Here is a 21,296-nt window from a genome sequence, read left to right on the forward strand (position 1 = left end):
GGGCGCGCGGCCCCCGGCGCGCCCTCCGCCCCCTCCCCCACGGCGGCCGCGCGTGACGGCCATCGTCCTGGCGCTCCTCGCCTCGGTGGCGTGGGGCACGAGCGACTTCGTCGGCGGCCGGGCCAGCCAGGGCCGCGCCGTCGCCGGCGTGATGATCCTGACGCGGCCCGTCGCGCTCGTCGCGGTCGCGCTCGTCGCGCTGCTCGGCGGCGGCGAGCTCGTCGGCGACCGGTGGCCCGTCGCCGTCGCGTCGGGGCTGGCGCTGTTCGTCGGCATCGTCGCCCTCTACCGCGCGCTCGCGATCGGCCCGATGTCCGTCGTCGCGCCGATCTTCGCGACCGGCGCGATCGTCCCCGTGCTGTGGGGCATCGTGGACGGCGAGGCGCCGACGGCGTGGACGTTCGTCGGCCTGGCGGTCGCCGTCGCCGGGTCGATCCTGGCCGCCCGCGCCCCGAGCGTGGCCGGGGAGCGTCCCGACCCGCGGGGCCTCGCCTTCGCGGTCGTCGCGGCGGTCGGGATCGGCCTGGGCCTGGTCCTCACCGACCGCGCCGCCGAGCACGACGCGGTCTCGGCGATCGTCGTCGAGCGCGCCACCGAGGTGGTGCTGGCGGCGCTCGTCCTGCTCGCCCGGCCGTCGCGCATCCCGGCGGCCGTGCGCCGCCCGGGCATCCTGCCGCTGGCCGGCGTCCTCGACGTCACCGCCAGCCTGCTGTTCGCGATCGCCTCGCGCACCGGGCTGCTGCCCGTCGTCTCGGTGCTCTCGTCGCTGTACCCCGTGGTGACCGTCCTGCTCGCGCGGGCGCTGCTGGACGAGCGGCTGTCGCGCGCGCAGACCGGCGGGGCGGTGCTGACGCTCGTCGGCGTGGCGGTCGTCGCCGCCGCGGGCTAGGCGTCCGCGACCGGCCCGTCGCCCTCGAGCAGCGCGCGCTGCGCCACGATCGAACGGGCGACGTCGACGAGCTTCAGGTTGCGGTCGCGCGCGGTGCGCTGGATGCGCGCGAACGCCGTCGGCTCGTCGATGCCGAGCGCGCGGATCAGCACGCCCTTCGCCTGGTCGACGAGCTTGCGGTCGGCCAGCGCCTGCCGGGCGTCGGAGACCTCGGCCTGCAGTGCCGTCAGCTCGGAGTGCCGGGCGGCCGCCACCCGCAGCGCGGCGTCGAGCTGCCGGTCGTCCACGGGCTTCGTCAGGAACGCCTCGACGCCCGACGCGATCGAGCGGTCCACCAGCTCGGGCGCGTCCAGGCCGGTCAGCACGACGACCGGGCGGCTCAGGCCCTCGGTGTGCAGCAGCGCCGCGAGCTCCAGGCCGTCGGCGTCCTCCAGGTCGACGTCGAGCAGGTACACGTCGACGCGCTCGTCGCGGGCCAGGCGCAGCACGTCGGCGGCGCGCCCGACGGGGCCGAGCGGCTCGTGGCCCAGGCCCTCCAGGCGCCGCACGATCCCCAGGCCGATGATCGGATCGTCTTCAGCGACCAGGACGCGCATCGTGCTCCACATCGAAGCGCACCGTGACGGCCCCGGCGTCGCCGTCCCGCTCGAGGCTGCCGCCCAGGCCCTGCTCGACGACCTGGCGCACCAGGCGCAGGCCCAGGCCCGGGGCGTCCCAGGCGGCGGCGGACGGGCCGCCGCCCGCGTCCGCGACGGTCAGCGTCACCCGCGTGCGCTCGCGTCCGCGCGGCGCGGCCGGCCGCGCGGCGTCGGCGGCCAGCGCCACCCGCACCGCCCCGGCGCCGTGCTGGTGGGCGTTGACGACGAGCTCGTTGACGACGACCCCCAGGTGCTGGGCCTGCTGGAACGGCAGGTCGATCGGCGCGACGTCGGCGACGACCGCGCCGTCGCCCGCCGCCGCGGCCAGCACGGCGTCGAGCAGCTCGCCGGCCGGCACGCGCCCGCCGCGCCGGGCGGCGAGGACGTCGTGGACCGCGGCGATCGACCGGATCCGCGACTCCGCGTGCTCGAACGCCGCGGCCGCCGCCGGGTCGCCGCCGGCGGGCCGGCCCAGCAGCAGCAGGTCCGCGACGACCTGCAGCGAGTTCTTCACCCGGTGGTGCCCCTCGGCGAGCATCGCGCCCTCCAGCTCGGCGCGGCGGATCGCCTCGACCCGGGCCAGCGTCTGCCGCCGGATCGCGCCGGCCAGCTGCCGACCCAGCGCCGCGGACGCGCCGAGCAGCACGAGGTGCAGCACCGCCTCCGCGCGCGGCAGCGGATCGGTCGTCAGCAGCGTCGACGCCAGGAACGCCGCGACCGCCGCGAGCAGCCACAGGACGAGCGCCCGGCCCTCGTGGACCATCGCCAGGAACGGCACCACCAGGAAGAAGACGAGGTCCATCCGCGACGCGCCACCGGCGGTCAGGACCAGGCCGCAGACCCCCGCGACGAGCGCCGCCGACCACAGGTTGAGCAGGAGCCGTCCGCGCCGCGTCGGCAGCAGCCGCGGCCACGGCAGCAGGCCGAGCGACGCGTGCCCCGCGGCGCCCGCGATCGTCGCGCCGAGCACCGCCGCGTCGTGCTGCACGGGCAGCCCCACCGCCAGGCCGACGAGCACCGCGACGACGGACAGCCAGCCCAGCAGCGCCGCGGCGCGCACCGCCTCGAGCAGGGCGCTGGCGTCCGGGTCGCCGGCCGCCGGGCGCACGGGGGAAGCCGCGTCCACGGGTGCTATCTTCGCAGCAGGTCGCTCCCGCTCGGCGACCGAGGGTCCTGACGCCCGTCCCCCCACCTGCCCCTGCCCCGGGGGCCGGACGGACCGCAGGAGACCCCCCGTGACACCCCCCATCATCGCGGCGACGGCGCTCGACCTCTCGCGCTGGCAGTTCGCCCTCACCACGCTCATCCACTACTCCGTCGTGGCCGTGTCGATCGGCCTGACGTTCCAGGTCGCCCTCATGCAGACCCGGTGGCACCGCACCGGCGACGAGCGCTGGCTGCGGCTGACGAAGTACTACGCCCGGCCGATGCTGATCTGCTTCGCCGTCGGCGTCGTCACCGGCCTGATCCAGACGTTCCAGTTCGGGATGAACTGGTCGGACTTCTCGACGTACGCCGGCGACATCTTCGGCGCGCCGCTCGCCCTCGAGGGCCTGGCGGCGTTCTTCGTCGAGTCCGTCTTCCTGGGCCTGTGGATCTTCGGCTGGGACCGCCTGGGGCCGCGCGTGCACCTGGCGTGCCTGTGGCTCGTCGCCCTCGCGACGGTCATGTCGGCGTGGGCGATCCTCTCGGCCAACACCTGGATGCAGGGCCCTCGCGGGTACCGCGTCGTGGACGGCAAGGCCGAGCTGACCGACGTCGCGTCCGTGTTCCTCAACGTCGACGTCGGCCTGACCGTGGCGCACGTCGTCCTCACGGCGCTGCTCACCGGCAGCGTGATCGTGCTGGCGATCGCCGCGTACAACCTGCGCAAGCGGCGCGACGTCGAGATCTTCCGCCGCGCGGCCACGCTGGCGTGCACCGTCGGCGTGGTCGCCGGGTCGTTCGGGCTGGTCGCGGGCCACTTCCAGGGCGTGCGCGCCGTCGAGCGGCAGCCGATGAAGATGGCCGCCGCCGAGGCGCTGTACGAGACGGAGTCGCCCGCCAGCCTGTCGCTCTTCGCGATCGGCCCGATCCACCGCAACCCGGGCGAGCCGCCGGTCAACGTGAAGCTGCCGGGGGCGCTGTCGCTGCTGAACGACTTCTCGTTCTCGTCGACGTTCCGCGGCATCGACGAGCTGCAGGCCGAGGCCGTCCGCCGCTACGGCCCCGGCGACTACGTGCCCGTGGTGCCGCTCATGTACTGGAGCTTCCGCCTGATGATCGGGGCCGGCTCGGCGCTCGTGCTGCTGCTCGGCGTCGGCCTGTGGCTGGCGCGGAGGCGGCGCCTGGAGACCTCGCCCCTGTTCCTGCGCCTGGCGATCGGCGCGGCCGCGCTGCCGTTCGTCGCGCAGGCCGGCGGCTGGCTGCTGCGCGAGGGCGGTCGGCAGCCGTGGATCGTCCAGGGCCTGCTGCGGACCGCCGACGGCCGCTCGCCCGCCGTGTCCGCGTTCGCCGTCGGCACCAGCCTGGCCGTCTTCCTGGCGATCTACGGCACCGTCGTCGTCGTCGCGCTGCGGACCGCCCGCCGCGAGCTGGCGCACGGACTGCCCGAGCCCGCGTCCCCCGACGGCGCGGGACGCATCGCCCCCGCACCGGCCCTGGCCTACTAGGAGCGTTGTGGATCCCTCGACCCTGCAGACGACCTGGTTCGCGCTCCTCGGCGCGGTCTGGGTGCTGTACCTCGTCCTCGGCGGCACCGACCTGGGCGTCGGGATGCTGCTGCGGCGCACCGACGCGCGCACCGCGCTGCGCGCCATCGGCCCGACCTGGGCGGCGAACGACGTGTGGCTCGTCATCGCCGTCGCCGCGATGCTCGGCTCGTTCCCCGGCTGGTATGCCGCCTGGGCGTCCGGCCTGTACCTGCCGCTCGTCGTGCTGCTCGTCGCGCTCATGCTGCGCCACGCCGGCATCGAGCTGATGACCCACGCGACCGAGCGGGCGGTGGAGCGCTGGAAGCGCGTCATCGCCGTCTCCAGCGTCGTGCTCGCGTTCGGCTGGGGCGTCGTGTGGACCGGCGCGCTCGACGGGTCGCTGGCGCGCGGCGAGGCCGGCGGCCTGGGCGTGCTCAGCCCCCGCAGCGTCCTCGTCGGGCTGGCGCTCGTGGCGCTGTGCCGCCTGCAGGGGCTCGCGTTCCTGCGCCTGCGCGTGCCGGCGGCGCGCGCGGGGCTGCCGCTGCGCCGCGCCTCGGCCGTCACGGCGGTGCTCGTCTTGGCCGCCGGGGTCGCCCTGGCGACCGGGGCCGCACCCGGCGTCGGCTTGGGCGCGGTCGGCGCGGCGGGTCTCGCCCTCGCCGGCGCCGGGCTCGCCCTGGTCGTCGCGGCCGGGGCGGCCGGCCGCGCGGGCTGGGCGCTGCTGGCGGGCGCCGCCGTGACCACGGGGGCGGTCGTCGCCGTCTTCGGCGCCCTCTTCCCCACGCCGATCGCCGGTGCCGGCGGCGTGACGGTGACCGGCGCCGCGGCGGGCAACCCGACGCTCTCGAGCATGCTGTGGATCGCCGCGCTGCTGCTCCCGCCCCTGCTGGCGGCGCTCGCCTTCGCCTACGTCCGCTTCCTGCGGGCGCCCGAGGGCGTCGCGCGCGGGGGCGTCGCCGGGGCGGTCGCGCGCGCGTTGCGGGGGACGCTGCACGAGCTGCGGTGAGCCCGGCCGGGGCGCGGGAGGGCGCCGGATCCGCGAAGCCGTCCCACCGCGGCGCGCGGCGCTGGTACCGTCGCGTACCAGCAGGCCGACCCCACGACGGAGGACCCCGTGCCCCAGCCCCAGGATCCCGCGGCCCCGCTGCCCGCGGTCGCCGACGCCCCGCTCACGCCGCTGAGCTTCCTGCTGCGCAGCGCGCGCGTGTGGGCGGAGCGCCCGGCCGTCGTCGACGGGGAACGCACGTGGACCTACGCCGAGCACCTCGACCGCGTGCGGCGGGCGGCCGGCGCCCTCGTCGGGCGCGGCGTGGCGCCCGGCGACCGCGTCGCGACGGTGCTCCCCAACGTGCCCGCCATGCTCGAGCTGCACTACGCCGTGCCGGGGGTCGGGGCGGTGCTCGTCCCCCTCAACACGCGGCTGGCCGCGGCGGAGTACGAGTACGTGCTCGAGCACTGCGGCGCCCGGCTGCTCGTGGCGTGGACGGGCCTGCGCGACGCGCTCCTCCCCGCCCTGCGCGCGCGGGGCGACGCGGCGCCCGAGGTGGTGTGGGTCGCTCCGCACGACGCGCCCGACGACGGCTGGGACGACCTGCTCGCGGGCGCCCCCGCGCAGGAGCTGACGCTCCCCGCCGACGAGCGCGCGCTGCTGTCGATCAACTACACCTCGGGCACCACCGGGCGGCCGAAGGGCGTCATGACGACGCACCGCGGCGCGTACCTGCACAGCCTGGGCGTGATCGCGGAGGCGGGCCTGACGCCGCGCAGCGCCTACCTGTGGACGCTGCCGATGTTCCACTGCAACGGCTGGGCGTACACCTGGGCCGTCACCGCGATGGGCGTGAAGCACGTGTGCCTGCCGCAGGTCGAGGGCGCCGCGATCTGGCGGGCGCTGCGCGAGGAGGGGATCACGCACCTGTGCGCCGCGCCGACGGTCATCGTCACGATCGTCGAGGCGCCCGAGGCCGCGCCGCTCGAACGGCCGGTCAGCCTGGTCGTCGGCGGCGCGCCGCCCGCCCCCGCGCTCATCGCGCGCGCCGAGCACCTGGGCATCCGCATCACCCACATGTACGGGCTGACCGAGACGTACGGGCCCTTCGCGGTGTGCGCGTGGAACCCGGACTGGGACGACCGGCCCGAGGAGGAGCGCAGCCGCCTGCGGGCCCGGCAGGGCGTCGGCACGGTCGTCTCGGAGCGCCTGCGCGTCGTCGACGGGCAGATGCGGGACGTGCCCGCCGACGGCGAGACGCTCGGCGAGGTCGTCATGCGCGGCAACAACGTCATGACGGGCTACTACCGCGACGAGGAGGCCACGCGGAAGGCGTTCGCCGGCGGGTGGTTCCACTCCGGCGACCTGGGCGTGCTGCACCCGGACGGCTACGTCGAGCTGCGCGACCGCCTGAAGGACGTCGTCATCTCGGGCGGCGAGAACATCGCCACGATCGAGGTGGAGCAGGCGCTGAACGCCCACCCGGCGGTGTCCGAGGTGGCGGTGGTCGGCGCGCCGGACGAGCGCTGGGGCGAGGTGCCCGTCGCCTACGTCGTCGCGCGCGGCGACGCGCCCGACCCCGAGGAGCTGCGCGCGTTCGTGCGCGAGCGGCTGGCCGGCTTCAAGGTGCCGAAGCGGATCGAGCTGGTGAACGAGCTGCCGAAGACGGGGACGGGGAAGATCCAGAAGTTCCGCCTGCGCGAGCGGGCGGCGGGCTGAGGGGCGCGGCGGCGGCTGAGGGGCGCGGCCGCGGGGCGAGGGGCGCTGAAGGGCTCGGCGGCCGGGCGACGGGCGCGGCGGCGGGGCGAGGCGCTCGGCGGCGGGGCGAAGGGCTCGGCGGCGGGGCGAAGGGCTCGGCGGCGGATGAGGGGCGCGGCGGGCTGAGGGGCGCGGCCCGCGGGCGCAGCCGCGGACCGCCCGTGCGCGGCCGGCCGGTGGGACGGCCGCGGACCGGGGTATGCGGCCGGGGGCGTCGGTCTCGAGGCGGCGCGGGGGGCCCGCGCGCCGCCGCGAGCTCTCAGCCCTCGAGGGGCGCGGCGGCGCGCTCGCCGGCCTCGAGCTCGCGGCGGATGAACAGGTCGGGCAGCACGACCAGGCCGACGAGGCCCGCCACGACGACGGCGGCCGGGAACTTCCAGTTCCACCGGCGCTGCAGCATGCCCAGGCCCGCGAGGCCGAGCAGGATGATGAACAGGATCCCGTGCGTCATGCCGACGACGTGGACGTACGAGTCGGTGTCGATGACGCCGAACTTGCCGAGGACGAGCGGCACGAGGAGCACGAAGTCGACCACCGCGATCGCCAGGATCACGTTGAGGAGACGCCGCGTCGTGCGGACGTCGGAGTGCGAGACGTCGAACATGACGCCCAAGGGTACGGAGGACGGCCCTTCCCGGGGCTGCTTGCAGAGGGTCAGGATCGGGGGCTCCCACAGGCGGAACGGCGGGTCCGGTCGGGGGCCGGGGCGGGCGGGGCCGCCGGTCGGCGGGCGGGCGGGGCGGGTCGCGTTCGGGCTCGGGTCCGCCGGCCGGCCCTCAGCCGGAACGCGTCGGCGGGGCGGGACGCGTTCGGGCTCGGGTCCGCCGGCTGGCCCTCAGGCGGAACGCGTCGGCGGGCCGGGATGCGTTCGGGCTCAGGTCCGCCGGCCGGCCCTCAGGCAGAACGCGCCGCCCGGGGCGGGGCGTGTTCCGTCTCGGGTCCGCCCACCGGCCCTCAGGCGGAACGCGTCGGCGGGCCGGGATGCGTTCGGGCTCAGATCCACCGGCCGGCCCTCAGGCAGAACGCGTCGACCGGGCCGGACGCGTTCCGTCTTGGGTCCGCCGGCCGGCCCTGAGCCGGAACGCGTCGGCGGGGCGGGACGTGTTCCGTCTCGGGTCCGCCCACCGGCCCTCAGCCGGAACGCGCCGCCCAGCCCCCCCCCCGCCCCTCAGGCCGGGCCGTCCGCCGTCGTCCGGCCGACCTCGGCTTCGACGCCCGCCTCCTCGCGCGCCTTCAGCACGCCGCCGACGAAGCGGTCGTAGACGAAGCCGCCGACGAGCGCGCCCACGATCGGGCCGACGATCGGTACCCACAGGTAGCCGTTGACGTTGCCGTAGTCGCCGGGCATGGCGACGCTGCCCCAGCCGGCCACCCAGGCGAGCAGCCGGGGGCCCAGGTCGCGGGCGGGGTTGATCGCGTAGCCGGCGTTGGCGCCGAGCGAGACGCCGATCGCCACGACGATCAGGCCGATGAGCACCGGGCCGAGCGACGCGCGCACGGCGGGGTTGAGCTCCTCCGTCACCGCGAACAGCAGGGCCGCGAGCATCGCGGTGCCGATGACCTGGTCCGCGAACGGGCCGATCCACGAGTCGAAGTACGGCGCCGGGGTCGTCGCGAAGATCGCGAAGCCCGGCACCGAGTCCGGCTCGCCGCGGGTCATCTTGGCGGCCACCTCCATGCTGTCGATGGCGCCCTTGTAGTTCAGGTAGACCACGGCCGCGCCGACGAACGCGCCCGCGACCTGCGCCGCCGCGTAGGCCGGCACCTTGCGCCACGGGAACCCGCGCCGCGCCGCGAGCAGGATCGACACCGCCGGATTGAGGTGCGCGCCCGAGACGCCGCCGGCGACGTAGACGCCGAACATCACCGCCAGGCCCCAGCCGATCGCCAGCAGCAGCCAGTCGCCGCTCGCCGCGAACGCCTCGGCGCCGCGCCCGGACTGGTTGAGCGCCGCGATCGACATCGCCGTCACGCCGTTGCCGAGCAGGATCAGGACGAACGTGCCGAGGAACTCGGAGGCGACCTCGCCCTTCACCGTCCGCTGCCAGCCCCACCGCCGGTGGCCCGGCGCGCGCGGCGGCGCGCCGGCGTCCGGGGGCGGTGGCGCCGCGCCGTGCCCGTCGCGTGCCGGCGCCGACGCGGTGCTCGCCTGCGCCACCGCCCCCTCCGGTCCTACGGGCGGCGTGGCGCCGCCTCCCGTCGTCGGCCGCAGGCCGTCCTCTCCCGTGCTCACGAGGCACTCCCTCCGTGGTGGCGGCGGCCGCTCCCGGCCGCCGCGTGGTGGACGGCGCGATCCTCCGGCCGTGCGCCGTCCACGACCACGTTGCGCTCGGGTTGCAACCCGCTACCCGTAGCGGCGCCTGGCGGCCGGTTCCGGTTCGGGTCCGCCATCCGGTCCTGAGCCGGAACGCGTGCCGCGCCACCGGTCGGTTCCGGTTCGGGTCCGCTATCCGGTCCTGAGCCGGAACGCGTGCCGCGCCAGCGGCTCGTTCCGGTTCGGGTCCGCCTACCGGCCCTCAGCCGGAACGCGTGCCGCGCCAGCGGCTCGTTCCGGTTCGGGTCCGCCTACCGGCCCTCAGCCGGAACGCGTCCCGCGCCACCGGCCCGTTCCGGCTCGGGTCCGCCATCCGGCCCTCAGCCGGAACGCGTCCCGCCCCGGACACGCGTCGCGCCCCGGACACGCCGCTCCGCCCCGGCCCGGCCTCTCCCCGGCCCCGCCGCCCCTCAGGCGGCGTCCGGCAGCGGCGGCGCCGGCGTGCGCAGCGCCCGCAGCCGCTCGCGCGCGCCGCGCACCGTCGGGCTGTCGGCCCCGGGCAGCACGTCCTCGCCGCCGTCGGGCGTGCCGTCGGCGCCGTGCTCCTGCAGGCGGGCCTCCAGCTCGAGCAGGTCGACCCGAACCGGACCGACCAGTCGGTAGGGCTTCGTGCCCAGCAGACCCCCGAGCTGCCTCCGCAGGCGGGACACCTCGGCGCGGACCGTGACGAGGGCGTCGGCGTTGCCGTAGAGCTCCTCGGCGAGCTGGCGCGCGGTCAGGCCCTGCGGGTGGAGCGCCAGCAGGAGCAGCAGCTCGCTGCGCCGCGGCGGCAGTTCGACCCGCGTGCCCTGCAGCCGGACCCGCGCGGACGGCCGGCCGAGGACCTCGATCTCGAGGGGCTCGGGGTCGGGCGCCGGGCGGGACGACGCGGCGCGCCGCTCGGGCACGCCCCAGACGACGGACGCGCCGTGCGGCAGCGGCTCGTCGTGCAGGACGGACGCGCCTCCGCTGGCGATCCAGCCGCCGTCCTCGACCCGCACGAGCGGCCCCCGCAGCCAGCCGACGGGCGAGCACGCCAGGACGCGGCCCGTGCGGTCGACGAGGGCGCTCGGCGTGCCGGGGTGCCGCGCCGCCAGCTCGTAGTACCGGCTCTTCAGCGCTTCACGGCGGGTGGCCAGCTCGCCACCGAGCAGCGCCTCGATCGTGCTCGCGGCGCTCGTCACGAGCGACAGCGCGTACGGGTGCGCGCCCTTGATCCCGGTCGACAGGCACAGCGCGCCGATCGCCCGCCCCGTCTCGGGATCGTGGACGGGCGCCCCGGTGCAGCACCAGCCGTGGTACCGGCGGGCGAAGTGCTCGGCCGAGAAGACCTGCACGGCGTGGTCCACGCGCAGCGCGGTGCCGATGCCGTTCGTGCCGGCGACCTCCTCGTCCCAGCCGTAGCCAGGGACGAAGCGGATGGACTCCGACGCCGCGAGCACGCGCGGGTGGCCCATCGACCACAGCATCGTGCCGTCGCCGTCGGCCGCGGTGACCAGGTGCTGGACGTCGTGCGCCACCCCGCCCAGCACGCCCTCGATGACGGACCCGAAGCGCGCGAGCGGGTGCTCCTGCCACCGCGCCATGGCGTCCCCGTAGTCCAGGAGCATCGGCACGTGCGGCCCCGTGGGATCGAGTCCTGCGGCCTGCGCGCGGGCCCAGGAGTCGCTGATCACGGACCGCACCATCGGCGGGACCGGGCGGCCCGCCGCGGCCCGTTCGTGGGCGCGCGCGAGCAGCCGGGAGAGTCCCACCGGGTCGATCCCGGAGGAGATGCCGAGCCACGGGTTCTGCATGCGTTCCTGCGTGGTCTATCCGACCTGAGCGCCTCCGTCGAGCAACGTCCCTGCAACCCCAGCGGGGAGTTGCAGCTCCCCGCGATCACCGTGATGGTCGTCACATGATGGCACCTGCCCCCGGCGCCGGCCAGGCGACGGTCGGGGGGTGTCCCGCAGAGAGGAGCACCACGGCATGGCCACCGACACCCCCGCGCTCGATCCCGGACGGGACTACCCGATCGGGCTGCACCGCCCCGAGCTGCTGCGCACCCCCACGGGCCGCACGCTCGAGGACCTGACCCTGGAGAACGCCCTCGGCGGCCAGGTGACCGCGGAGGACCTGCGCATCACCCCCGAGACGCTCGGGCTGCAGGCCCAGGTCGCCGAGGCGGCGGGCCGGCCCCAGCTGGCCGAGAACTTCCGGCGCGCCGCCGAGCTGACCGCCGTCCCCGACGAGCGGGTCCTCGAGATCTACGCCGCCCTGCGGCCCAACGCGTCGACGAAGGACGAGCTGCTGGCGATCGCCGCCGAGCTCGAGGAGACCTACGGCGCGAGCGCGAACGCCGAGCTCGTGCGCGACGCCGCCGCCGTCTACGAGCGCCGCGACTGCCTCGCGGACTGACCAGGAGCCCCGCCATGTCCTCCACCCTGAACGGCCCCGCCGACGCCGCCGCCCCCGCGGCCCCGCGGCGCTCCAAGCGCACCGAGCTGCTCGAGCAGCGCCCCGTCAACCGCGACGGCTTCGTCGACGAGTGGCCCGAGGTCGGCCTGGTCGCGATGGAGCACGACGGCGACCCCACGCCGAGCGTGCGCGTGGAGGACGGCCGCATCGTCGAGATGGACGGCCGCACCCGCGAGCAGTTCGACTTCCTCGACACCTTCATCGCCGACCGCGCGATCGACCCGGCGGTGGCGGAGGAGGCGATGGCGATCCCGCCCGTCGAGATCGCCCACATGCTCGTCGACCCGAAGGTCCCGCGCCCCGAGGTCATCCGCATCGCGTCGGGCCTGACCCCCGCGGCCCTGCTCGAGGTCGTCAAGACGATGAACGTCGTCGAGATGATGATGGCGATGCAGAAGATGCGGGCCCGGCGGACCCCGTCGAACCAGGCCCACTGCACCAGCGCCCGCGACAACCCCCTCCAGGTCGCCGCCGACGCCGCCGAGGCCGCCACCCGCGGCTTCGACGAGCTCGAGACCACCCTCGGCGTCGTCCGCTACGCGCCGCTCGTCGCCCTCGGCCTGCTCGTCGGCGCGCAGGCCGGCCGTCCGGGCATCCTCACCCAGTGCGCGCTCGAGGAGGCCACCGAGCTGTCCCTCGGCATGCGCGGCCTGACCACCTACGCCGAGACGATCTCCGTCTACGGCACGGAGTCGGTGTTCAAGGACGGCGACGACACCCCGTGGTCGAAGGCGTTCCTCGCGTCGGCCTACGCCTCGCGCGGCATCAAGATGCGCTTCACCTCGGGCACCGGCTCCGAGGTGCAGATGGGCAACGCCGAGGGCCGGTCGATGCTGTACCTGGAGATCCGCTGCATCCTCGTCACGCGCGGCGGCGGCGTGCAGGGCCTGCAGAACGGCTCGATCTCGTGCATCGGCGTCCCGGGCGCCGTGCCCTCCGGCATCCGCGCGGTGCTGGCCGAGAACCTGATCGCCGCGATGGCCGACCTGGAGTGCGCGTCGGGCAACGACCAGTCCTTCAGCCACTCCGACATGCGCCGCGTCTCCCGCTCGCTCATGCAGATGCTGCCGGGCACGGACTTCGTCTGCTCGGGCTACTCGGCCGTGCCGAACTCGGACAACATGTTCGCCGGCTCGAACTGGGACGCCGCGGACTTCGACGACTGGAACGTCATCCAGCGCGACCTGAAGATCGACGGCGGCCTGCGCCACGTCGAGGAGGGCGAGCTGCTCGCCGCCCGCGAGCGCGGCGCCCGCGCCCTGCAGGCCGTGTTCGCGCAGCTCGGCTTCCCCGCGATCACGGACGAGGAGGTCGAGGCCGTCGTCTACGGGCACGGCTCCGAGGACCTGCCGCGCCGCGACGTCGTCGAGGACCTGAAGGCCGCGCAGCGGATGACCGAGGACGGGATCACCGGCCTGGACGTCGTCCGCGCGCTCGACGCCGGCGGCTTCCCCGAGCTGGCCGCCGGCCTGTTCGACCTGCTCCGCCAGCGCGTCGCCGGCGACCTGCTGCAGACCGCGGCGATCATCGACCGCGAGGGCAACACCCGCTCCGCCGTCAACGACCGCAACGACTACGCGGGCCCCGGCACCGGCTACCGGCCCGAGGGCGCGCGCTGGGAGGAGATGAAGCGCCTGCGCTTCGTCACGAACGCCGACAACCCCGAGGCCTGACGGCCGCGATCCAGGAGCACGACATGAGCACCACACCGACCGCGGGCGCCGAGACCACCCCGACCCCCGCGACGACGCCGACGCCGTCCGCCGTCCCCACGGGCGCGTCCGGGCCCGCCGGCGGGGTGTCCGAGCGCACGCTCGAGCTCGTCGAGACCGGCCCGGCCGGCCCCGGCACCCGCCCCGACGAGGTCGTCGTCGCCCTCTCCCCCGCCTTCGGCACGTTCTTCCACCGCACGATCGTCGACGTCCCCCTCGCGACGGTCCTGCGCGAGACGCTGGCCGGCATCGAGGAGCAGGGCGCCGCCGCGCGCGTCGTCCGCTTCTTCGGCGGCTCCGACCTGGCGCGCATCGCCCACGCCGGGGCGAAGCTGTCCGGGTCCGGCGTGTCGATCGGGATCCTCTCCCGCGGCACGACGATGATCCACCAGCGCGACCTGCCGCGGCTCTCCAACCTGGAGCTGTTCCCGCAGGCGCCGCTGCTCGACGCCGAGGCGTTCCGCGCCATCGGCCGCAACGCCGCCGGCTACGCGCAGGGGCACAGCCCCGAGCCGGTCCCGGTCCGCAACGACTTCATGGCCCGCCCCCGCTACCAGGCGAAGGCCGCCGTCCTCCACCTGAAGGAGACGGAGTTCGTCGAGCCGGGCCGCGCCGCCGTGGAGCTCGATGTCCGGATCTCCTGACGCCCCGGCCGACGGCGGCGCGCGGCTCGTCGTCGGCGTCGACGTCGGCAACTCCACCACCGAGGCGTGCGTGGCGGAGCTGCCGGCGGACGGGCCCGTGCGCTTCCGCGGCGGCCACCTGGCGCGCACGAGCGGCGTGAAGGGCACGGACCAGAACGTCGCCGGCGTCGTCGCGGCGGTCGAGGGCGCGCTCGCGGCCTGCGGGCGCACCCGCGCCGAGGTCGACGTCGTCCTGCTCAACGAGGCGACGCCGGTCATCTCGGGGATGGCGATGGAGACCATCACCGAGACGGTCATCACCGAGTCGACGATGATCGGCCACGACCCCTCGACGCCCGGCGGCGAGGGCCTGGGCGTCGGCGTGACGACCCCCTTCGCCGCGCTCGGCGAGGCCGCGGAGGGCGCGGCCGTGATCGTCGTGATCCCGCGCGAGGTCGACTTCGAGGACGCCGCCGCGGGCCTGCAGGCCGCCCGCGACCGCGGTGTCGACGTGCGCGGCGCGGTCGTCCAGCGCGACGACGCCCGCCTGATCGCCAACCGCCTGACCGACCCGCTGCCGATCGTCGACGAGGTCACGCTCGTCGAGAAGGTGCCCCTGGGCATGGACGCCGCCGTCGAGGTCGCCGCGCCCGGCCGGACGATCCGCACGCTGTCCAACTCGTACGGCCTGGCCACGATCTTCGGGCTCGAGGCCGAGGAGACGCGCCTGATCGCGCCGGTCTCGCGCGCGCTGATCGGCAACCGCTCCGCCGTCGTCGTCCGCACGCCCCAGGGCGACATCGTCGACCGCCGCATCCCCGCCGGCTCCCTCGAGCTCGTCGGCGAGCGCACCCGCCGCAGCGTCGACGTCGACGCCGGGGCCGAGGAGATCATGCGCGCACTGCGGGCCGTCCGGCCGCTCGAGGACGCCACGGGCGCCGCGGGCACGAACGTCGGCGGGATGCTCGCCGGCGTCCGCGACGCGATGGCGGCGCTGACGGACGACGACCCCGGCGACGTGCGCATCCGCGACCTGCTCGCCGTCGACACCGTGGTCCCGCAGGAGGTCCGCGGCGGCCTGGCCGGCGAGTTCGCGCTCGAGAACGCCGTCGCGCTCGCGGCCATGGTCCGCACGGGCCGCACCGCGATGGAGCGCCTGGCCGCGGCGCTGCGCGACGAGCTGGGCTGCGCGGTCGAGATCGGCGGCGTCGAGGCCGACATGGCCATCCGCGGCGCGCTGACGACCCCGGGGACGGACCGCCCGCTCGCCGTCCTGGACCTGGGCGGCGGCTCGACCGACGCCGCGCTCGCCGACCGCGACGGCGAGATCCGCACCGTCCACGTGTCGGGGGCCGGCGACCTGGTCACGAAGCTCATCCAGTCCGAGCTGGGCCTGGAGGACCGCGAGGTCGCCGAGGGCATCAAGCGCGAGCCGCTCGCCAAGGTGGAGGGCCTGTTCCAGCTGCGGCTCGAGGACGGCTCGGTGCAGTTCTTCGAGGAGCCGCTGCCCGCCGAGGTCTTCGCCCGCGTGGTGACGCTCGGCGACGACGGCCGCCTGACGCCGATCCCCGGCCGCCATGGCCTGGACCGGATCCGCCACGTGCGCCGCGAGGCCAAGCGCCGCGTCTTCGTCGTCAACGCCCTGCGCGCGCTCGAGCAGGTCGCGCCCGGCGGGTCGATCCGGCGCCTGGACTTCGTGGTCCTGCTCGGCGGCTCGTCCCTGGACTTCGAGATCCCCGAGATGATCTCGGCCGCCACCGCCGAGTTCGGGATCGTCTGCGGCACGGGCAACGTCCGCGGCACGGAGGGCCCGCGCAACGCCGTCGCCACCGGCCTGGTCGCCGCCCACGCCGAGCGCCGCGCCGGGGTGCCGGCGTGAGCGACCTGCGCCGCGGGCCGCGCCGCGACGAGGCGCGGCGGCGGTCCGTCCTCGTCGCCCGCCTGTCCGGCGCCGGCGACCGCGCGCTCCGCGACGTCCTCGCGGGCCTGGAGGAGGAGGGCGTCCCCGCCGACGTCGAGCCCGCCGAGGGCCCCCTCGCGGCCTGCGCCCACGCCGCCGCCGGCCGCGCCGCGCTGCGCGTCGGCGTCGCGCTGGGCCCCGCCGAGGCGTGCGTCCACGCCGTCGCCCTGCCGGCCGACGCGCCCCTCCTGCACCGCCGCGACCCCGACGCCGACGCCCTGCGCCGCCTGGGCCAGGACGCCGCGCGCCTGGTGAAGACCGTCCCCCTGACCCTGAGCCCCGACGACCGGAGTCCCCGATGAGTCCGCAGACGAGCACCCCTGCCAAGCCCGCCGCGAAGCCGCGCGCGCCGCGCCGCAGCGCCAAGGCCGCCGCCCCCGCGCGCATGACCCTCGAGGCCGCCGAGGCCGTGGTCGCCGCCGCGAAGGCCGAGGCCGTCCGGATCGGCCAGCCGATGAACATCGCCGTCGTCGACGCCGGCGGGCACCTCGTCGCGTTCGCCCGGATGGACGGCGCGATCTTCGCGTCGATCGACATCTCGCAGCGCAAGGCCTACACCTCGGCCGCGATGAAGCTCGAGACCGCCGCCCTGGCCGAGGTCACCCAGCCGGGCGCGCCGCTCTACGGCCTGGAGCACCTGTCGGGCGGCCTGGTGACCTTCGCCGGCGGCGTCCCGCTGCCCGGCCCGGACGGCGAGCCGCTCGGCGCGATCGGCGTCAGCGCCGGGACCGTGGAGGAGGACCAGCAGGTCGCGAAGGCTGGCGCGGCCGCCTGGAGCGCGGCATGATGGCCAGCGACATGGCCGCCCCCGCGAAGTCCTACGACGAGCTCGTCGCGCGCCACCGCTGGGAGGTCCCCGAGCGGTACAACATCGCGTCCGACGTCTGCGACAAGCACCCCGACGACAAGCCGGCGATGGTGCACGAGGACCCCGACGGGAACCTCCGGCGCCTGGACTGGGGCGAGATGCGGGCGCTGGCGAACCGCTTCGCCAACGTCGCGACCGACCACGGCATCGGGCGCGGCGACGTCGTCGCGATGCTCGTCCCGCCGACCCCCGAGGCCGCCGCGGCGTTCCTGGGCACCTACAAGGCCGGCGCGATCCTGCTGCCGATGTCGGTCCTCTACGGCGACGAGGGCATCCGCCACCGCGTGAACGACTCGGGCGCCAAGCTCGTCGTGACGGACGAGGCGCACCGCGAGCAGATCGCCCGCGCCATCGACGGCCTGCCCGGCGCCGACGACCGCACGCTGCTCGTCCTCACCCCCGAGCTGCTCGCGGCCGCGTCCTCCGAGTTCACGACGGTCGACACGTCGTGCGACGACCCGGCGCAGCTCTTCTACACGTCCGGCACGACCGGCCTGGCGAAGGGCATCCTGCACGCGCACCGCTTCGTGCTCGCGCACCAGGAGTTCGAGCTCTGCCACGAGATCCAGGACGGCGAGCGCTTCCGCTCCATGAGCGAGTGGGCGTGGGCCGCCGGCATCAACCCGCTGCTCGGCGCCTGGCGCACCGGCGCCGTCCAGTACGTGCACCAGCGCAAGGGCGGGTTCTCGCCCGAGGACGAGCTCGCCTTCCTGCACCGGCACGAGATCACGAACCTCTTCACCACCCCGACGGCGATGCGCTCGCTCATGGCGGTCGAGAAGGCCGGCGAGCGGTACCCGATCCCGCTGCGCCGGGCGTGCTCGGCCGGCGAGCCGCTGAACCCCGAGGCGATCAAGTGGTTCCGGGAGCAGTTCGGCGTCACGGTGCTCGACTTCTACGGCCTGTCCGAGGGCTACCCGCTGTGCGCGAACTTCCCGTGGATGGAGGTCCGCGAGGGCTCGATGGGCCGCGTCATGCCGGGCTGGGACGTGCAGATCCTCGACGAGGACGAGAAGCCCGTGCCCGTCGGCGAGCGCGGCGAGATCTGCTGGCGCAACGGCTCCAGCCCGACGTGGCCGCTCGGCTACTGGGACAAGCCCGAGGCGTCCGAGGCGACGTTCGGCGGCGAGTGGTTCCACACGAAGGACGCCGCCCGGATGGACGAGGACGGCTACGTGTGGTTCGAGGGCCGCGCCGACGACGTCATCCTGACCGCCGGCTACCGCGTCGGCCCGTTCGAGGTCGAGTCCGCGTGCCTGGAGCACCCGGCCGTCGCCGAGGCCGCGGCGGTCGCCAAGCCCGACGAGCGGCGCGGCTGGATCGTCAAGGCGTTCGTCGTCGCGGCCGAGGGCCACGCCGGCTCGGACGAGCTGGGCCGCGAGATCTCGACGTACGTGCGCGAGACGCACTCGGCCTACGCCTACCCGCGCGAGATCGAGTTCGTGGACGAGCTGCCGAAGACGCTGACCGGCAAGATCCGCCGGATCGAGCTGCGCGCGCTCGAGGAGGAGCGCGCGAAGCAGGGCTGACCCGTGCTCCCGCCCGCGGACCGGACGTCCGCGGGCGGGGCTCCCGGGGCTGACGACCTCGCCGGCGGGCGCCGCCGGGGTCGCGGCGCCGGCTAGCGGCCGCGCGTCAGCACGATCGACGGCTGGCCCGGACGGCCCTGGCTGGGGCGCAGGCACGTGCGGTACGTGCGCGTGGTGCCGAGCTTCGGCCCGCGCCCGACCGTCTCGACGCGGACCCGCACCGGGCCGGCGGCGCGGCCGGCCAGGCTCACCGTCGCCGAGCGGGCGGCGCCCGACAGGCGCCGGACGCGCTCCCCGCCGACGGTGACGACGAACCCGCGGGCCTTCGCGCCGCGCGGCAGGCGCCAGTGCAGCGTCATCGAGCGCCGGCTGACGCAGGCCGCCGGGGCGATCGTGCCGGGCGAGGGAGCGGCCGAGCCGCCGGTCGCCGGCGCGGCCGGGGTCGCGGCCGCGGGCGCGGCCGGGGCGGCCGGTGCCTGGACGTCCCACGTCACGGTGCGCGGGGCGCCGACGGTGCCGGCCGCGTTGATCATCCGCACGCGCAGCGTGTGGCGGCCGACCGCCAAGCCGGTCACGGCGACCGGCGAGGAGCAGACCTGGAAGGGCCCGTCGTCCAGGCTGCACTCGGCGGTCGACCCGGCGGGCGTCTCGAACGCGACCTCGGTCGTCGTCTTCGTGCTGTCGGCGGGCGGCGTCACGGCCGGCGCGGCGGGGACGCTCGTGTCGACGGTCCACGTCGCCTTCGCCGGGACCGCCGTCTCGTTCCCGGCGGCGTCGACCTGGGTGACCTTCACGACGTGCTCGCCGTCCGTCAGGCCGGTCAGGACGAGCGGGCTGTCGCACTCGTGGTACGCCCCGCCGTCGACGGAGCAGCGGAACGCGCTGTCGGGCTCGCCGGCGAGCGCGATCGTCGCGTGGTCGACCGCGACGGTGCCGGTGGGCGCACCCGTCAGGACGGGGGTGGCGGGCGCCTTCGTGTCGACGGTCCACGACGCCTTGGCGACGGGGGTGCTCTCGTTGCCGGCCGCGTCGACCTGCTTGACCTCGAGGACGTGGCCGCCGTCCTCCAGGCCCGTCAGGACGAGCGGGCTGTCGCACTCGCGGAAGGCCTCGCCGTCGAGGGAGCAGCGGAAGGCGGCGCCGGCCTCGCCGACGAGCGTGATCGACGCGTGGTCGGTGCCGACGGTGCCCGAGGGCGCGCCGAGCAGGATCGGCGTGCTCGGGGGCGTGGTGTCGACCTTCCAGCTGGCGGTGGCGACGTCGGTGCCGACGTTGCCGGCCGCGTCGACCTGCGTGATGCGGACGACGTGGTCGCCGTCCGCCAGCCCGGTGATGGTGAGCGGGCTGGTGCAGGCGACGTACGGGCCGCCCTCGACGGAGCAGCGGAAGGAGGCGCCGGCCTCGCCCGAGAACGACAGCGACGCGCCGGACGAGGCGACCGTGCCGCTCGGCGCGCTCGTGAACGTCGGGGCGCCGGGCGGCGTGCCGTCGACGGTCCACGTGCGGTCCGTCTGCGGACCCGGGTCGCCGGCCGAGTTCACCGCGCGGACCGAGAAGGTGTGCGGGCCGTCCGCCAGCCCCGAGAGGGTCTTCGGCGACGTGCAGTCGGCGAACGCGCCGCTGTCGAGGGCGCACTCGAAGGCCACCGCGTTCGCGGCGTCCCCCGCGGCCGGGGCGAAGGCCGGGCTGGCCGTGCGGGCGTTCGTCGTGCCGCTCTGCGCCGGCAGGCCACCCGTGATCCGCGGCGGCTGGGCGAGCGCGGGGCGCGAGAAGTTCCACACGACCGAGAACGTCTTCGTCGCGCCGGCGGCGAACGCGACGTCCCAGTCGGTCGCCAGGCCGGAGTCCTGGAGCGCCGGGTCGACGACGTCGGGCAGCGACCCGTAGCCGCTGTCCCCCGTCGCAGCGTAGAACGTGGAGGCCGGGCCCGAGTAGTAGTGGACCCACGGCGGGACGCCCTGCTCGACCAGCTGAATGCTCGTGCCGTCCGGGGCGACGGTGCCCAGCACGCGGGACGCCGACGCGCCCGAGAGCGTCCCGCTGCCGCGGGTCTCGCCGGCGACGACCGGGTCCCCGCCCTCGAACACCTGCATGGGAGCGGGGCTCCCGCTCACGTTCTTGACCGCCCAGGTCGCCGTGAACCGCGACGTCCCGCTGACGTGCGTGATCGTCTGCGTCACCTCGGCCGTGGTGCCCGCCTTGAACTGCGAGACGACGACGTACGGATCGCCGACCGTCCCGCTCCCCGTCAGCGCCGGCGCCGACGTCTGCGTGAACGGCGTGTTGTCGGTGGAGTGCACGTCCTGGCCCGAGTACAGCCCCGACGACGTGTTCAGCGCGAACACGGTCGCGCTCGAGTCGTTGAGCCCGGTCGTGTCGGGCCCCGAGAAGAGCGAGGTGCGGGCCGTCGAGAAGCGCGCGGACACCTTGCCGGCCTTGCCGGGGGCGCCGGAGACCCCGATCTTCAGGGCGGATCCGGGGATCGTGACGCCGCCCGCGCCGAGGCTGTCGGCCGCGGAGGCGCTGACCGGGACGAGGAGCGCGAGGGCCGAGGCGGCCGTCAGGGCGAGCGTGGAGCGCCGCAGCCGCGGGGCCGTGGCGGGATGAAGGGTGCGCAAGGGGATCCTGTTCGGGTGCGGTCGCGGCGGCCGGCGGAAGGGCGCCGCGGGAAGAGCGAGGACGCATACGGCGTTCACCGCGTACGTCTCCTGTATCGACGGACCGGCTCCGCGACTTGAGGGACGCACGCCGCGGCCGCGCAATCGGGACGGGCCGTCCCGCCTGCGGACGCCGGGCGGCGCGCGTTCCGAGACGCGGCCTCTCGCCTGGCGTCCGTCCACGGACGTGCGTCCACGCGCCCGTCAGCGGGACGCACGCCGGGCCGATGTACCGGGGTGGCGAGGGTC

Annotated in this window: 17 protein-coding genes; 11 read left to right on the plus strand and 6 right to left on the minus strand. The window is 76.0% G+C overall.

Going from position 1 to position 21,296, the window contains the following annotated elements:
• Window positions 1-52 precede the first annotated feature (52 nt).
• Window positions 53-889, plus strand: coding sequence for a DMT family transporter (locus tag J3P29_RS15505; RefSeq protein ID WP_210494809.1), 837 nt, complete (start codon window positions 53-55; stop codon window positions 887-889).
• Here the strand turns inward: J3P29_RS15505 and J3P29_RS15510 are convergent.
• Window positions 886-1,485, minus strand: coding sequence for an ANTAR domain-containing protein (locus J3P29_RS15510; protein ID WP_210494810.1), 600 nt, complete (start codon window positions 1,483-1,485; stop codon window positions 886-888). The genes J3P29_RS15505 and J3P29_RS15510 overlap by 4 nt on opposite strands.
• Complete coding sequence (locus J3P29_RS20880; RefSeq protein WP_210494812.1) at window positions 1,466-2,653, minus strand: sensor histidine kinase; 1,188 nt, start codon at window positions 2,651-2,653, stop codon at window positions 1,466-1,468. Before J3P29_RS20880 ends, J3P29_RS15510 begins: the two co-directional genes overlap by 20 nt.
• 109 nt (window positions 2,654-2,762) lie before the next feature.
• Here J3P29_RS20880 and J3P29_RS15520 point away from each other — a divergent pair, with 109 nt between their 5' ends.
• The 3 genes from J3P29_RS15520 to J3P29_RS15530 all read left to right on the plus strand — a co-directional run bounded on the left by J3P29_RS15520 (window position 2,763) and on the right by J3P29_RS15530 (window position 6,906).
• Window positions 2,763-4,178 carry a cytochrome ubiquinol oxidase subunit I gene (locus J3P29_RS15520; protein WP_210494814.1) on the plus strand — a complete coding sequence of 472 codons (1,416 nt, stop codon included), beginning with the start codon at window positions 2,763-2,765 and terminating at the stop codon, window positions 4,176-4,178.
• A gap of 7 nt (window positions 4,179-4,185) precedes the next feature.
• Entirely contained in the window at window positions 4,186-5,205 is a 1,020-nt protein-coding gene (locus tag J3P29_RS15525) for a cytochrome d ubiquinol oxidase subunit II (RefSeq protein WP_210494816.1), read from the plus strand.
• A gap of 108 nt (window positions 5,206-5,313) precedes the next feature.
• Window positions 5,314-6,906, plus strand: coding sequence for a long-chain-fatty-acid--CoA ligase (locus J3P29_RS15530; protein ID WP_210494818.1), 1,593 nt, complete (start codon window positions 5,314-5,316; stop codon window positions 6,904-6,906).
• Between the two features lie 298 nt (window positions 6,907-7,204).
• Here the strand turns inward: J3P29_RS15530 and J3P29_RS15535 are convergent, their stop codons facing one another.
• The 3 genes from J3P29_RS15535 to J3P29_RS15545 form a co-directional block, all read right to left on the minus strand.
• On the minus strand, window positions 7,205-7,549 hold the full coding sequence (locus tag J3P29_RS15535; protein WP_210494820.1) for a DUF3817 domain-containing protein: 345 nt from the start codon (window positions 7,547-7,549) through the stop codon (window positions 7,205-7,207).
• Window positions 7,550-8,113: 564 nt separating this feature from the next.
• Window positions 8,114-9,178, minus strand: coding sequence for an MIP family channel protein (locus tag J3P29_RS15540; RefSeq protein WP_349239858.1), 1,065 nt, complete (start codon window positions 9,176-9,178; stop codon window positions 8,114-8,116).
• A 491-nt stretch (window positions 9,179-9,669) separates the two neighbouring features.
• Window positions 9,670-11,034, minus strand: a complete 1,365-nt coding sequence (locus J3P29_RS15545; RefSeq protein ID WP_210494822.1) for a GAF domain-containing protein — start codon at window positions 11,032-11,034, stop codon at window positions 9,670-9,672.
• A gap of 175 nt (window positions 11,035-11,209) precedes the next feature.
• Between J3P29_RS15545 and J3P29_RS15550 the strand changes: the two genes are divergently transcribed.
• The 7 genes from J3P29_RS15550 to J3P29_RS15580 all read left to right on the plus strand — a co-directional run bounded on the left by J3P29_RS15550 (window position 11,210) and on the right by J3P29_RS15580 (window position 18,390).
• Window positions 11,210-11,638 (plus strand): diol dehydratase small subunit, encoded by a 429-nt coding sequence (locus J3P29_RS15550; RefSeq protein ID WP_246852242.1) that lies wholly within the window; start codon window positions 11,210-11,212, stop codon window positions 11,636-11,638.
• Window positions 11,639-11,652: 14 nt separating this feature from the next.
• On the plus strand, window positions 11,653-13,371 hold the full coding sequence (locus J3P29_RS15555; protein WP_210494826.1) for a propanediol/glycerol family dehydratase large subunit: 1,719 nt from the start codon (window positions 11,653-11,655) through the stop codon (window positions 13,369-13,371).
• A 23-nt stretch (window positions 13,372-13,394) separates the two neighbouring features.
• Window positions 13,395-14,054, plus strand: coding sequence for a propanediol/glycerol family dehydratase medium subunit (locus J3P29_RS15560; RefSeq protein ID WP_210494828.1), 660 nt, complete (start codon window positions 13,395-13,397; stop codon window positions 14,052-14,054).
• On the plus strand, window positions 14,038-15,912 hold the full coding sequence (locus tag J3P29_RS15565; protein WP_210494830.1) for a diol dehydratase reactivase subunit alpha: 1,875 nt from the start codon (window positions 14,038-14,040) through the stop codon (window positions 15,910-15,912). Before J3P29_RS15560 ends, J3P29_RS15565 begins: the two co-directional genes overlap by 17 nt.
• Complete coding sequence (locus tag J3P29_RS15570; RefSeq protein ID WP_210494832.1) at window positions 15,909-16,295, plus strand: glycerol dehydratase reactivase beta/small subunit family protein; 387 nt, start codon at window positions 15,909-15,911, stop codon at window positions 16,293-16,295. Before J3P29_RS15565 ends, J3P29_RS15570 begins: the two co-directional genes overlap by 4 nt.
• A gap of 83 nt (window positions 16,296-16,378) precedes the next feature.
• A complete protein-coding gene (locus J3P29_RS15575; protein WP_210495117.1) occupies window positions 16,379-16,780 on the plus strand; it encodes a heme-binding protein in 402 nt (133 codons plus the stop codon).
• 11 nt (window positions 16,781-16,791) lie between these two features.
• Window positions 16,792-18,390 (plus strand): acyl-CoA synthetase, encoded by a 1,599-nt coding sequence (locus tag J3P29_RS15580; RefSeq protein WP_210494834.1) that lies wholly within the window; start codon window positions 16,792-16,794, stop codon window positions 18,388-18,390.
• A gap of 92 nt (window positions 18,391-18,482) precedes the next feature.
• On the opposite strand, the gene J3P29_RS15585 is transcribed toward J3P29_RS15580, so the two are convergent.
• Window positions 18,483-21,008 carry a hypothetical protein gene (locus J3P29_RS15585; RefSeq protein WP_210494837.1) on the minus strand — a complete coding sequence of 842 codons (2,526 nt, stop codon included), beginning with the start codon at window positions 21,006-21,008 and terminating at the stop codon, window positions 18,483-18,485.
• Between the last annotated feature and the right edge of the window lie 288 nt (window positions 21,009-21,296).

The organism is Patulibacter sp. SYSU D01012 (assembly GCF_017916475.1).
Taxonomy (GTDB): Bacteria; Actinomycetota; Thermoleophilia; order Solirubrobacterales; family Solirubrobacteraceae; genus Patulibacter.